The organism is Thalassoroseus pseudoceratinae (assembly GCF_011634775.1).
Lineage (GTDB): Bacteria > Planctomycetota > Planctomycetia > Planctomycetales > Planctomycetaceae > Thalassoroseus > Thalassoroseus pseudoceratinae.
Map to the genome: position 1 here is coordinate 437,743 of NZ_JAALXT010000004.1, position 13,317 is coordinate 451,059.

Here is a 13,317-nt window from a genome sequence, read left to right on the forward strand (position 1 = left end):
CTGTTGTCGCCCCACTCTAGCGAATCACGCCAGATTTGGAAGCATCGCAAATAGATTGAGGAATAGTGTTCGTGGTCTTTGGTCAGTGTGTTAATCGAGCGTTACGGCTGTTCGGTTTCTAGACGTTCGACGGCGCCAAGTTCGAATCCGGCCTTTTTCAATGCAGCTTCGGCGTTGGCGGTATTTGCGTCGTCTCCGCGAATCGCAACGACAATCCGCGATCGCTTAGCTTCCCACCGAATCAGCGGACGACGGACCCATTGTTCTCGGATGAAGGCTCTTTGCATGGCGAAATACGGGTTGATATTCCCCTCATAGCCTTTGACGTTGAATACAACGGCTGACATCCCTGGAGGAATTTTGGGCCCCATATCACGTTCAGGCAAAGGTCGGCTCGGTCTTGGAGTCGAACCATTTCCGGGAGTCGCCGAAGGAGGCGTGGCTCCCGGTCGTGTTCGCATTGGGATCGGTGGCCGTGTTACAGGGCCTGGCTGCGGTCGCGGTTGCACCGTCGGGCTTGGCTGAGGTTGCGGCGGTTTGGGTTCCGTTTTCGCAACGGTTTGCGGAGGTTCTGGCTTCGTTTCCTTCGGCGGCTTGGGTTCTCGCGGCATCGGGTCGACAGGCTTTGTCTGAACGACCGGAGTGGACGGTTTCGATGGTGCGGTTGCCGAAGGTGCCATTTGTCGCAACCACTGTATCCCGGATGGGATGCCTTCATCGATCATCGATTGATAATGATCCCCGGTGTTCACAAGTTTCAACGAGACATCTTTTCCGAGCGAACGCAACTGATTCGCAAACTGTTCCGTCGTGACGTATGGCTCGTTGCTGTCGTCACGTGCATGGAACAAGAACGTCGGGCAGTTCAGCTGAGCGGCATGCGTCTTCGGCGAACTGCGAGGAAGGAACTCGGCAATCCCAGGCAGAATCGAGGCCGTTAACGGATTGCTGGCGACCTCGCCCAACCGAGCCATCACATCTGTTGCTGGTGCATATGCAATGCTACCGGCGAGTCGTGGTTCGTGTTCGGCCAATAATAAGGAGAGCGTTCCTGCCGAACTATGACCGGCCGAAAAAATGGCTTTCGGATTCACTTGAGGAAGCCGAGCCAACGCGAACTCCAACGCATTCCGACCATTCACAACACCGGCGTAAGCATCCTTGAATTCGCCGTACGCTTCGGAGATTTCCAAATCGGTGGCGGATTCCAAATCCGCGATCCCGCCGTCGATGGAGTACATGATCACCGCAAACCCGGCTTTGGCGTATGGTTCAGTTTCGTCGTGATAGCTAGAATCGTCCAAGCCGTTGCCGCACAAGAGGTTCGATCCAGCCGGAGCCACAAGAACACACCCCAGCGAACCGGGCGCGTGTTGTCCCGGCGGAAGATAGATCCGCATCTGCATCGCACCGCCGGGGACGCGGGTTTGATTCATTCCCACGTTGTAGACGGTCACACCGGACGGCAATCGCTGACCACCCGCAGGCAGCGGCGGAAATTGAGGAACGGCGACACTACCGACCGGGAATAAGCCCCCGCTACCACTTTCAGCGGCAAAGTTCCCGTTCGCATTTCCATTGCCGTTCCCGCCACCGTTCTTCATGGAAGCCACAGTCATGGCCCACCAGATGCCCGACAGAATGATCATCACCGCAATCACACCGACGGCGGTGTAGCGAAATTTATCGCCATCGAAGACGTCGGCTGGCGGAGGTGCAGACTTGGAACGGCGGGAACGGGAAGAGCTTCGAGAACGGGTTCCAGACCGTGATGACCGCGGGGGAGCATCGTCGGCCGATCGCGTGCGTCTGCGACCTGCGGAACTACCTGACGATGCGGTCGTTCGCGACGAAGACCGCGACGAACGACTGCGACGAGACGGGCTGGAAGTGTCCTCCCCGAACATATCGTCGAAGTCGTCATCGGCAAAGTCTTCCGCAGCTTCCTCAGGAACGCGGAATTTGGCACCACATTCCTTACAGGGCAGGGTGCGGCCGGCGAATTTCTCTTTAATCTCGTAATCGCGACCGCACTTGCGGCACTGGACGTGAATCGACATCCGGAGCGTCCTCCCCGATTGCAACGCATTGACTTGGGAACAAAACCAAACTCATTATGCGGGATCACCCTACCACCGGGAAGAACAACTCCTCAGGAACGTCGGTTGCAATCCGCCTACTTCTTCCAAGGCGGAATTTCCGGGAGGTATTCGTCGAATTCGGCGATCAGGGCTTTCTCGTAATCGCCAGCATACTCGCCATTGAGAAACTTGTCACAAGATTCATTGAAGAATCGTTCCCAACTGGCTTCCTCATTGCCGGGATTGATTGGATAGAACAGAGCCCCGACAGCCTTGGCGGCTTTCATATCGCCGGGAGCATCCCCGATCATCAAAACCTTGCCGTCTTCGTAGCCCATGTCTTTGGCTTGGCCGAGGGTTTCCTTCTTGCTTCCGGCTTCTTGACCACAGATCGCTTCAACGAATTCCGAAATGCCGTGCTCGTCCCACTCTTGCTTCAGAGCCGCATTCGGAGTGGCGGAGCAGACAATCATGTCAGCGACCGGGGCCAACTTCTGCAACGATTCACGGACGTTTGGGAACGGAGAGACGCCGTGCACCATGTCAGCGACCATCTCGTTGACAGCAACCGACCAATCCAGAGCCCGTTTCAAGTCGGGATCGTTGGTTTTTTCGACTTCGGCTTTCAGTGCTGGGTTGCCGAGTTTCGTTTCGCGTTCGATCCAATCCCGCACGCCTTGCAGCTTTGGAATTTTGACGCCGCGTCGTTGCACGTCCGGCCATTCTTCCAGCAGGTCGAGCGTCATGGTCAACGCGGGGAAACGGTTGATGCCACGCCATTTGGAGTACAAGTTCACGAACTCCGCCGCTTCTCGAGCGAACTTCGAGCACGGTTGCAAATCGAAGTATTTCACGGTGTTCGGAATGAAGCACTCTTTGTGCTTAATTTCCATCGTGTCGAAAGCACAGCCATCGGAATCGATCCCGATGAGAAATTCGTTCTTCTTGGCAAAGCCATCGTTCAGTGGGTTATCGGACATCGGTTTGGAATCCTGTTTGGGTCGGGTATTTTCGGTGGTGCAGACATCTCTGTCTGCCTGAAGTTTTCGGAGGGTGCGTCGTAACGCACCATCATTCGATCCGGTTTGGTATTCAGTAGTGCGTCGCTCATCTCCAGAGGATTCGTCAGGCACAGCCGGCCCTACAAATTCTGAATTTGTTATGGCGGGCTGGTTCAGGGCGGATGGGAATGTCTGCCCTATCCCACCAGTTTTTAGCGGTCGCTCTGTGGCACGTATTTATCAAGCTTTTGATCGGCGAAGATCTTCTTGAGCCGAGCAAAGCGGATGCGGCCGTCAATCATTGGGACGGAAATCCAGTTGTCCCCGATGAGCGGACGGGCATATTTGACGTACTCGTCGGTCACGTCGGTGCCGTCTTCGCTGATCCAGTGACTGGGGAACTTACGATCTTTTTCGGCGACTTCGCTCAGCGGAGCTTTGTCGTAACGTGGTTGGTAGTTGTCCCAGTCGGCTCGCAGAATCGTCGCCATGTAACCATGCTCACCGGCACCAGCCAACAACGCGGCTTTCTGACCGACGTAGTAAGACTCTTCCAAGTCGACCGTCGATGCGTAGGCCATATCGTTGCGTTGGTGCGTTCCCGGCACATTGCAGCGAGCGGCTCCTTTGACGGGGAGTTTCTCTTCGTTCAATGCGTTGGTCAGCATTTGAGCAATCGTGATCTTGCTCGATGAGAGCATCGCATGACCGAAGGAATCGCGGACGATAAATTCCTCAGGAATCTTGAGTCCTTCGATTTCGAGCCCTTCGCTGACCACCACGATCGCCCGGCCGTGCTCTTTGAGGCTGGAGTTGATGTTCTCGCGAATTTGATCGAGCGTGACCTTGCGTTCGGCGAGATAGATCTGCAGCGGCATTTCGCGGTTTGGATCGCCCAACCGAGCGGCGGCGGGGATGTAACCGATCTTTCGGCCCATTGCCTGTAACACCAACACGGGGTCAGCCGGACAGGAACCGTTGTTCTCTTCGTTCGATTGTTGCACGTAGTGAGCCCAATACCGTGCAGTCGAACCGTAACCGGGCGTGTGGTCGACGAGTTTGAACTCGCTGTCGCCGACATCGTTGTCGATCGTCTTCGGTCCGCCGATGCCGCATACATCCATGCCACGTTCGCGAGCCATGTTGGCAACTTTGTTGGCGGTATCCATCGAGTCGTTCCCGCCGATGTAGCAGAAGTAGCCGACATCGTGGGCTTTGAAAACTTCCATCACGCGATCGAAGTCTTCGTTCTGACCTTCCTTCAATTTGTACCGGCAAGTCCCGATCGAACCGGCGGCGGGAGTCGTGCGGAGCAGGGCGATCTCTTCCGGACATTGAGCGGAGAGATCGAGCAGTTCTTCTTTGAGAACGCCTTCGATTCCATGCCAACCAGCGTAGACGGTGCCGATTTCATCCATCTGCCGAGCCGTCTCGACAATTCCACGAAGCGTGTTGTTAATCACAGGCGATGGCCCACCGGATTGAGCCACAATCATGTTCTTCGGCACGTTTGATCTCCTCGATTCTTGTCAGTAACTGATGTGTGCCACGGCTCCGTGAGCCGTGCTTTCCATATGTGAATCGCTTGGCACGGCTTACAAAGCCGTGGCACTGGCGTATCTTCAATTCGTTATGGTTTGACGGCTCGGTCGCCGTTCCAGTCGTCTTCGGTCAATAGCGAGACTTGCATGCCCGCGTGAAAGAACCGCCGTGGGTGTTCGCGGTGGCATTCGTAGAATTCCATTGTGCGTGTCAGTTCCTCGCGTCCCAAACGCGTCAGGCAGTAACGTCGGGACTGCATCCGTTTGCGGAACCGTCGCGGCAATTCGACTTCCGTTTCCACCAATCCAGCAGTCTCCATGCGTTGCATCAACTGATAGAACGCCGACTCACTGAGATTGGCTCCGTGTTCCTGCAACAAGCCGAGCAGTTCGCGAACCGTCAAGCTTTCCCAATACGGCGAATGCAACGCCCAACAAACGAGGGCTTGCAAATGCGTGAGATTCGGTAGCGGAACAGGCTTGTAATTCACAATTCGCTAACAAGTTAGAGACGGAAGCTGAGCAATGTGCGAGAGCGTATCGAAGGCAAACAGCATCGTCAACACACCGCATACTTATCCAGCATAAACAAAGTAAATTCATTTGGCTGGGCAATGCGTGTGTGTTCGATCGGTTTCGCCGTCTTCATAAACTCTCGTGATTTGAGGGACAGCGTTCCGCTCTTTTCAAGCTGGGAAAACTGGGAATTGTTGCATCGTGACGTTGTGGGGTGTACGCTGAAGTGAGGTCGGCCATTCGGACCGACGAATTCGATCTCAATGCGTTCACACGATTTCTCACAGTTGACCAACAATTCCATCCGATTTCCTGCCCGGCTTGCCGGTTCAGGTAGGCAATGGATCTCCAATGGCCGTCACCGATCCTGAAGTCGCGTTAAGCTTGTTCCGCCAGATGGCTGACGCGATACCGCAGCCCATTTTGGTGCTCGATCGCGAAGGGCGACTGGTCCTCGTCAACAAGTGTTTGGAGAAACTCTTCAAGCACGAAGCCCAATCACTCATCGGTCAACCGGCCACGAATCTTTTGCCCAATTTGTGGTCTCACTTTGGCGACGACATCGACGAAACCAAGCTCGAAGAGCACTGCGATTCTCTGGCGGGAGGACGCGAAATTGACGTGCTCACCTACCACGGCGAGCCATTTCATGCCGAGGTGGAATTCAACCCGATTCGCACGGAACACGGTTTCTATATCTTTGGTTCGATCACCGATGTCACGGACCGTCGTCAAGCCGTCGATGCCCTACGCGACAACGAAGCCGAGTATCGCTCATTGCTCGAGAGCCTGCCGATCAATGTGATTCGCAAGGATCGCAATGGCAAACTGACCTTCGTGAATGGCTTGTACTGCAAAACGATGAAGCGTCCCGCGAAGGAACTCATCGGAAAGACGGATTTCGACCTTTTCCCACGAGAGTTGGCCGAGAAATACACCAACGACGACAGCCGCATTATGTCCGAAGGAATCGTTCTGGAGGATGTCGAGCGGCATCGCCGGACCGATGGTCCGGACCTTTTCGTGCATGTGCTAAAAAGCCCCGTATTGAATGCGGACGGGGAAGTGGTCGGTTTGCAGGGGATGTTCTGGGATGTGACCGACCGGAAGCAAGCTGAGGAATCGCTCAAGGAAAGCGAAACCCGGCTGCGAGCCATCGTCAACAGCACATTAGATTGCATCGTCACCGCCGATGCCGAAGGGAAAATCGTCGAGTTCAACCCCGCGGCCGCTCGCACCTTCGGATGGACCAAAGAAGAAGCCATCGGCCAGGACATTCACGAGCTGTTGTTCCCACCAGAGTCGCAAGAGCGTCAGAAAGCGAACACGAATCAATACGCCAGCGGTCGCGGCGAGGGTTCGTTGATGGGGCAACGAGTCGAGCAATCGGCAATTCGCAAGACCGGCGAGCGATTCATCGCTGAGATGGCGATGCAAGCCAGTTCGCTGCAAGGCCAACCGGTGTTCATCTTCTTCATCCGCGACATCACCGAACGAAAAAAGGCGGAACAAGCCCTCAATCACGAGCGGTACTTGCTGCATTCGTTGATGAACAACCTGCCCGATCATATCTACTTCAAAGATCGTGCCAGTCGGTTCACACGCGTCAGTCGGGCTCTCGCCGAGCGATTCGGTCTGAAGCACCCGCGCGATGCGGAAGGCAAGACCGATGCGGATTTCTTCTCACCAATCCACGCCGAGGAAGCGTTGGCCGATGAACGAAAGGTGATGGAAACCGGCGAACCGATTCTCTCGAAAGAAGAGAAAGAAGTCTGGAACGACGGCAGCGTTACGTGGGCATCGACGACGAAACTCCCGTTGTATGACCATGCAGGGCGGATCATCGGGACTTTCGGGATTTCCACCGACATCACTCGGCAACAAATGGCCGCCGAAGCCCTCCGTGAGGCGAAGGAAGCCGCTGAAGCCGCCAACCGGGCAAAGAGTGATTTCCTCGCCAACATGAGTCACGAGATCCGCACGCCGATGAACGCAATCATTGGCATGACCGAACTCGTCTTGGACACATCACTGACACCGGCTCAACGCGATTATCTCTCAACGGTTTGGGAGTCTGGCGAGGCATTGTTATCGCTGCTCAACGACATTCTCGACTTTTCCAAGATCGAAGCCGGTAAACTCGACTTGGAACGCACGGAGTTCAGTCTTCGAGAATGCCTCGGCGATACCATGAAATCCCTGGCGTTGCGGGCTCATCGCAAGGGGATCGAAATTGCATTTCATGTCGATGTCGACCTTCACGACACCTACCGCGGCGATCCGACTCGGCTTCGGCAGATCATTGTCAATCTGGTCGGCAACGCGATCAAATTCACCGACAACGGGGAAGTCGTGCTGGATGTCACCGCTAGCGACCAATCCGATTCGCAGTCAAACGCCCAACCGAAACAGAAGTTGCAATTCAGCGTTCGCGACACCGGAATCGGCATCCCGAAGAAGAAGATGAAATCCATCTTCGAAGCGTTTGAACAAGCCGACACATCAACCACACGCCGATTTGGTGGTACGGGATTGGGGTTAACAATCTCCTCCCGACTGGTCGACTTGATGGGCGGAAAAATCTCTGTCACCAGTGAGGTCGGGCAGGGCAGCACATTTACGTTCACTGCCCAATTCGACATGGTTCCCGAACGTGATCGATCCCGCGATCGCATGCCGGCTATGGTCGGTGGCACACGAGTCCTGATCGTGGACGACAACGACACCAATCGACTGATCCTTCAGGAAATGGTCAGCAATTGGGACATGAAACCCGTCTGCGTGACCGGTGCCGACGAGGCAATCGACGCCATCCGCGAAGCACACCAGGATGGCAATTCGTTCGGTCTGGTCCTATCCGACGTCAACATGCCCGATGTCGATGGCTTCCAACTGGCCAAGAGAATCAAGGATGATACCGAACTGGGTAGCACTGTCATTATGATGCTCACCTCGGGCGATCGTCCGGGAGATGTCCTCCGCTGTGAAAACTTAGGGGCAGCGGCTTACCTGATGAAGCCGATCAAGCAGTCGGAGTTATTCGACGCCATCATCTCAGCGATGGGCGTGATCGCTCCGGAAGATGAACGGGAAATCTCAAAAGCACGCGCCTTGGAAGATCATCCACCACTGAACGTGTTGCTCGCCGAAGACAGCATCGCCAATCAAAAGTTAGCTGTTGGCGTACTGAAGAAATGGGGACACAAGGTTACCGTCGCCAACAATGGTCGCGAGGCGTTGGACTTGCTACCGCACAACCACCCCTTTGATCTGGTCCTGATGGATGTGCAAATGCCGGAAATGGACGGCCTGAAAGCGACCCGAGCGATCCGAAATCGGGAAGCGGAGTCCGGCAGCTACCACACGCCGATCATCGCCATGACAGCCCACGCGATGAAAGGTGATCAAGAACTGTGTCTTTCCGCAGGCATGGATGCATACGTCGCCAAACCGGTTCGTGCTCGGAAACTCCATGAGACCATCTGGAAGATGATCGAACTGATGCCAACACGCGACGACACCGTCGAACTCACCCGTACGCCAGCAACATCGTCTTCGCACACATCGAACATCGCCGACGAAAACGGAAATCCGGAGAACCGTTTGGACTGGAAATTCGCGTTGGACAGTGTCGACCAAGATGATGAACTTCTGTGGGCCGTCCTTGATGCGTTTCTGATCGAAGGACCGGAAAAAATCACCGAGGCGGAACAAGCCTTGGCCAACGCCGACACAGTGACTTTGCAACGTGCGGCCCATACAATTAAAGGCGCACTCCGAATTTTCGGCGAACCCGATGTCATGGCGACCGCGGAGGAGTTGGAAATGATGGGAAAAAACGAACAACTCGATCAGGCGTCTGAAGTGCTTCAACGCCTGTCGAGTGAACTACAAGAAACACTCTCCGAGATCAGCCGGATGATGAACGCCCCGGACGGCCTCGGCAAGACATAGATTGCCAAAGAGACGCTTCACCGAATGCAACATTGACGCCCAACATGACGATGTAATCGCGGCGGAGCAAATCTGGGAGATGCACTGATGACACACATCCTGGTCGTTGACGATTCGGAAACCGATCGCCGACTCGCCGCTGGCGTGCTCCGCAAGAATCCGGAATGGAAAGTCCTCTTCGCGAGCGACGGTGAAACTGCGTTGGAACAGATGGAGCTTCATGTTCCAGATCTTGTCCTGACCGACCTGCAAATGCCGGGAATGAACGGTCTCCAATTGGTGGACCGTATCCGTGTCGACTACCCGCTGATCCCTGTTTTGCTCATGACCAATAAGGGCAGCGAAGAGGTCGCGGTGCAGGCCCTGCAACGCGGGGCGGCGAATTACGTCCCCAAGCGGAAACTCGTGCGAGACCTCCGCCCGACGATTGATCGCGTTTTGCAGATTTCGTCGGAATCACGGTCTGGTTCCCGGTTGATGAACCGCATGACCATGAGCACCACCGCGTTCGAAATCGAAAACGATCTGACTTTAATTCCCGCCGTCGTTGGATACCTTCAAGACATCGTCAGCCGCATGCGATCCCCGGAAGAATCCGAACTTCTTCGGACAGGCGTGGCATTGGAAGAGGCGTTGTTGAACGCCTACTACCACGGAAACTTGGAAGTGAGTTCCGAACTGCGTGAACAGGATCATTCCCTCTACTACGAAACTGCTGAATCGCGGGCCCAGGTGTCACCGTACAAAGATCGCAAAATCTATGTTCATGCGGAAATCACCAAAGAGCAGTCCATCTACAAAATCCGTGACGAAGGCCCCGGGTTCGACCCGTCGAGCCTACCGGACCCAACCGACCCGGCCAACATCGAACGTCCCTGCGGTCGAGGGTTGCTTTTGATGCAAACGTTCATGGACGACATTACCTTCAACCCAACCGGCAACGAAGTCACTATGGTCAAGCGTCGCCAGTGTGCGGAAGCACCGGTTCTCGCGACCGCAAGTAGTTGAGACCACGTTATTAAGATAGGGACGCGGCTAAAAATCCCATCTTGTTCTCGATGCCTCATCCGGATATAAGCACCGCCCCGATTGGACCGGTTGGGTAGGGTGCATCCCTTCGCGAGGGCTTTCTCAAGCGAATCGCTTTGCTGGACCGATTGCGAATATACAAGCCGCGCTCTGACAAATTCCAATTTGGTTCCTTCTTTCGATCGCTTGCCATGCTGCCGTTTGATGCATCGTCCGTTGCGTTCCCAGCGTTCCGGTCCCATCCCTTCTTACGCAACGGCCATTTGCAGACAATCGTGGCCAACCTGCTTCCACATGGACGACACGAATACACCGCCGAGCAGCACCACGTCTCCGTGAGCGACGGCGACACCGTTGTGCTGCATGATGACACACCCGAAAATTGGCAGCCCGGTGATGCGGTGGCCGTCCTTGTTCACGGTTTGGCCGGTTGTCATCAGAGCGGCTACATGGTGCGGACCGCTAGCAAGCTCAATGATCGAGGCGTTCGCACCTTTCGCATGGATCTTCGTGCGGCCGGGGCCGGAGCCGAACTTGCGAAACTACCGTACTATGCCGGATGCTCACCCGACGTGCTGGCCGTAGTCCGGTACGTCTCCAAGCAGTGTGGCGGCTCTCCAGTCGTTTTGATCGGTTACTCACTCGGTGGCAATGCGGTGCTCAAAACCCTGGGCGATCACCCCAACGAACTTCCCTCAACCGTCGCTGGAGCCGTCTGCGTCAACCCGGCCATCTGCCTGAAAGCAGCGGCGGAGCGGTTGGCGACATGGAAAAATCGACTCTACAACCGATTCTTCGTCCGCAAGCTCTGGCAGCAAATCTGTGAACGCCCCCACATGATTCTTCCAGAAAAAATCAAAAATTCAGCATGGCGGCCGCGTGATTTGGAACAGTTGGACGACGAATACACCAGAACCGTCCGCGGTTTTAGTTCTTTGGCATCTTATTATCAGTCCAGCGGAGCCGGCCCCAGCCTCAGCCGGATTCAATCTCCCACCCTCGTTATCACATCCGATGACGACCCAATCGTTCCCGTCTCGCTGTTTGATCGCTACCAACGGTCAAGCTCTGTTCACGTCCACGTTACACGAGGCGGAGGCCATCTCGGCTTTCTGAGCCGAAGCAACGATGACGGCGACTTTCGATGGATGGAATGGCGAATCGTCGAGTGGACACTCGCGCGGGTTGCCGTCGAGACCCGCGTCCGTCGAGCAGCGTAGACTGCAAAAGAACACAGGTTGCCAACGTCATTCTGACGTGACAACCTGTGTTTAGGCGTCTGAAATCTCCAAAACGCTTACCGTGGGATTCTTATCTTCGTTGCGAGTTCTGCCTCACAGAGACCAGGCAAGACACGCTGTTTCAGGGCCCTTGCAGACAGAGAAACCCTGCAATGCGGTCTAGAACTCGCCGAGAACCTCGGAACCTTGTGTGGTTCCCAAGCCACGCCACGTATCCAAATCCACGTTTTCGGAAATGAACCGAGCCGAGCCGTCACAAAGCACAACCTGGACACCACCAGGGTGTCGGCTGCGAGACCCGAACATAGTCGGATTACTGCTAGAGGAAGTCGTACACGGTAGATTCAAATTCGGCTGGTTGTTGCAGTAACTGGACGAGTAAATCGTATCCGGTTGCGATGAGTTCGGTGCGAGATACGTCGAAAAGCTCGATGCATCCCCCCACCAAGTGAACCCGCGTAAGTCGCTGCCCTTGCCTTGCAAGACTTCCGCGACGAGCAATGTGTTTGTCGTGCCGTCGAGAATGTCCCGCAAACCGTACACCTTGTTCGACCCATTTGCGAAATACGCAAACGGAGCCCCGCCGAAGGTCACACCATTGAGCGTGGATTGCTGTGCGTACCCCGTATTCCCGTAGTTGGCCGCGTAGTTGTGGGAGGTGATGTCTCCGATCGGGGTGTTCTCCTGGTCACTGGGGCAAGTCAAGCTCGGAATTCGCTTGGTCGTGACATCGGTATTTTCTGATCCGCCATACCGGTACTGCCCAGCTCCGTACTTGTTAGTATGGTTGTACAGGTCATACAAGTTGCCTTGTTCAATCTGTGGCAACAAGGCGACTTGCCAAGTCCCCCAGCAACAGCCATACGTGCCGACGGGGAATTTCTCGAAGGTGTCGTGGTAGTTGTGAAGCCCAATTCCAATTTGTTTTAGGTTGTTCTTGCACTGGGTTCGCCGGGCTGCCTCACGGGCCTGTTGCACCGCAGGAAGCAGGAGGGCAATTAGGATAGCGATGATGGCAATCACCACCAACAATTCGATCAACGTAAACCCGCGACGTGTTGAAGTAGAAACGTTTTTCATGTTCAACCCTTTCCAAAAGAAACGAAGAATCCAAGCCAAGTGAAATACTGGAAGAGACAAAGAGACTGGAATTCCAAAGTGGGGATTCCCACTTGAGACTTAACGTTTTCATCAATTGCTCACTCAAAGCGTGAGCGTGGGTTGGCCCGTTGGACTACGGAATTTTGAGTTCGAAATGGTTCTGGTCGCCGTCTTTGACTTCAATCGTTTGCTCGCTGGCGGCGTTCCATTCCGGTGGAATACGGTCAGGCGCGAGTTTTCGCGATTCCCCTGGCATTTCGATCTTCTCGCCCTGTTCGTCGGCACTGAAAACGCGAACAAGGTAAGTGCCAGGCGGAAGCCCACGTTCCTGCTTGATTTCGAAGTTGCCGTCTGTGATGGTCGCTCCGCCTCCAACGGTAGTTCCGTCGCCTTTGGGCTCGAAGGAGATCGAACCGGTATCTAAGGGTTCACCCTTAAGAGAAACCATTCCAGACACAGCTTGTCGGTTCAACGGATCATCAGAGCCACAACCAACCAAAGTGGCTGAAATGCACAACAAACAGGCACACGCAAGTTGATTCAGCAACGTAAGTGAATTCATTGAAGGTAATCCCGACAGAAAATATGCTGAAAACCAGGGGTGAACGAAGAACACGCTCAAGAAAGTGAATTCAGTACTGAGATAACTCCACTTATATGCATATGGTGATCCAAATTCAAATGATCTTCATCAAATTGAGAGAGATACCTACAAAAAAGCCGCTGACGTACCGCAACCTTGAATGGAAATCTTGAACACACACGCCGAGTGGAGGGTGAAATCTCGCCGAACCTGTTGCAGATCCCCCAGCGAAAACCCATGATGGAACCGGAATCAATTCCGACCATCAAA

At 54.8% G+C, this 13,317-nt stretch carries 9 protein-coding genes; 3 read left to right on the forward strand and 6 right to left on the reverse strand.

Annotated features, from left to right (window positions below):
• Positions 1–101: 101 nt before the first annotated feature.
• The 4 genes from G6R38_RS16130 to G6R38_RS16145 form a co-directional block, all read right to left on the reverse strand.
• The gene (locus G6R38_RS16130) at positions 102–2,060 is read right to left on the reverse strand and encodes an alpha/beta hydrolase family protein (RefSeq protein ID WP_166827916.1); all 1,959 of its coding nucleotides are present in this window, start codon (positions 2,058–2,060) and stop codon (positions 102–104) included.
• Between the two features lie 116 nt (positions 2,061–2,176).
• The gene (locus G6R38_RS16135; protein ID WP_166827919.1) at positions 2,177–3,061 is read right to left on the reverse strand and encodes an HAD family hydrolase; all 885 of its coding nucleotides are present in this window, start codon (positions 3,059–3,061) and stop codon (positions 2,177–2,179) included.
• Between the two features lie 233 nt (positions 3,062–3,294).
• Complete coding sequence (locus G6R38_RS16140; protein WP_206028611.1) at positions 3,295–4,590, reverse strand: diphosphate--fructose-6-phosphate 1-phosphotransferase; 1,296 nt, start codon at positions 4,588–4,590, stop codon at positions 3,295–3,297.
• Positions 4,591–4,712: 122 nt separating this feature from the next.
• A complete protein-coding gene (locus G6R38_RS16145; RefSeq protein ID WP_166827922.1) occupies positions 4,713–5,114 on the reverse strand; it encodes a helix-turn-helix transcriptional regulator in 402 nt (133 codons plus the stop codon).
• A gap of 376 nt (positions 5,115–5,490) precedes the next feature.
• Here G6R38_RS16145 and G6R38_RS16150 point away from each other — a divergent pair, with 376 nt between their 5' ends.
• The 3 genes from G6R38_RS16150 to G6R38_RS16160 all read left to right on the forward strand — a co-directional run bounded on the left by G6R38_RS16150 (position 5,491) and on the right by G6R38_RS16160 (position 11,342).
• Positions 5,491–9,093 (forward strand): PAS domain S-box protein, encoded by a 3,603-nt coding sequence (locus G6R38_RS16150; RefSeq protein WP_166827925.1) that lies wholly within the window; start codon positions 5,491–5,493, stop codon positions 9,091–9,093.
• A gap of 87 nt (positions 9,094–9,180) precedes the next feature.
• Positions 9,181–10,101 carry an ATP-binding response regulator gene (locus tag G6R38_RS16155; protein ID WP_166827928.1) on the forward strand — a complete coding sequence of 307 codons (921 nt, stop codon included), beginning with the start codon at positions 9,181–9,183 and terminating at the stop codon, positions 10,099–10,101.
• 212 nt (positions 10,102–10,313) lie between these two features.
• The gene (locus G6R38_RS16160; protein ID WP_166827932.1) at positions 10,314–11,342 is read left to right on the forward strand and encodes a YheT family hydrolase; all 1,029 of its coding nucleotides are present in this window, start codon (positions 10,314–10,316) and stop codon (positions 11,340–11,342) included.
• 180 nt (positions 11,343–11,522) lie between these two features.
• Here the strand turns inward: G6R38_RS16160 and G6R38_RS16165 are convergent, their stop codons facing one another.
• Both G6R38_RS16165 and G6R38_RS16170 read right to left on the reverse strand, forming a co-directional pair.
• Positions 11,523–12,443 (reverse strand): DUF1559 domain-containing protein, encoded by a 921-nt coding sequence (locus G6R38_RS16165; RefSeq protein ID WP_166827934.1) that lies wholly within the window; start codon positions 12,441–12,443, stop codon positions 11,523–11,525.
• A 154-nt stretch (positions 12,444–12,597) separates the two neighbouring features.
• Positions 12,598–13,026, reverse strand: a complete 429-nt coding sequence (locus G6R38_RS16170; RefSeq protein WP_166827937.1) for a carboxypeptidase-like regulatory domain-containing protein — start codon at positions 13,024–13,026, stop codon at positions 12,598–12,600.
• Between the last annotated feature and the right edge of the window lie 291 nt (positions 13,027–13,317).

Bases quoted from the DNA above. Each gene is read 5' to 3' on its own strand.
- G6R38_RS16130 (WP_166827916.1), bottom strand. From the start codon at position 2,060: ATGTCGATTCACGTCCAGTGCCGCAAGTGCGGTCGCGATTACGAGATT.
- G6R38_RS16135 (WP_166827919.1), bottom strand. From the start codon at position 3,061: ATGTCCGATAACCCACTGAACGATGGCTTTGCCAAGAAGAACGAATTT.
- G6R38_RS16150 (WP_166827925.1), top strand. From the start codon at position 5,491: ATGGCCGTCACCGATCCTGAAGTCGCGTTAAGCTTGTTCCGCCAGATG.
- G6R38_RS16155 (WP_166827928.1), top strand. From the start codon at position 9,181: ATGACACACATCCTGGTCGTTGACGATTCGGAAACCGATCGCCGACTC.
- G6R38_RS16160 (WP_166827932.1), top strand. From the start codon at position 10,314: ATGCTGCCGTTTGATGCATCGTCCGTTGCGTTCCCAGCGTTCCGGTCC.
- G6R38_RS16165 (WP_166827934.1), bottom strand. From the start codon at position 12,443: ATGAAAAACGTTTCTACTTCAACACGTCGCGGGTTTACGTTGATCGAA.
- G6R38_RS16170 (WP_166827937.1), bottom strand. From the start codon at position 13,026: ATGAATTCACTTACGTTGCTGAATCAACTTGCGTGTGCCTGTTTGTTG.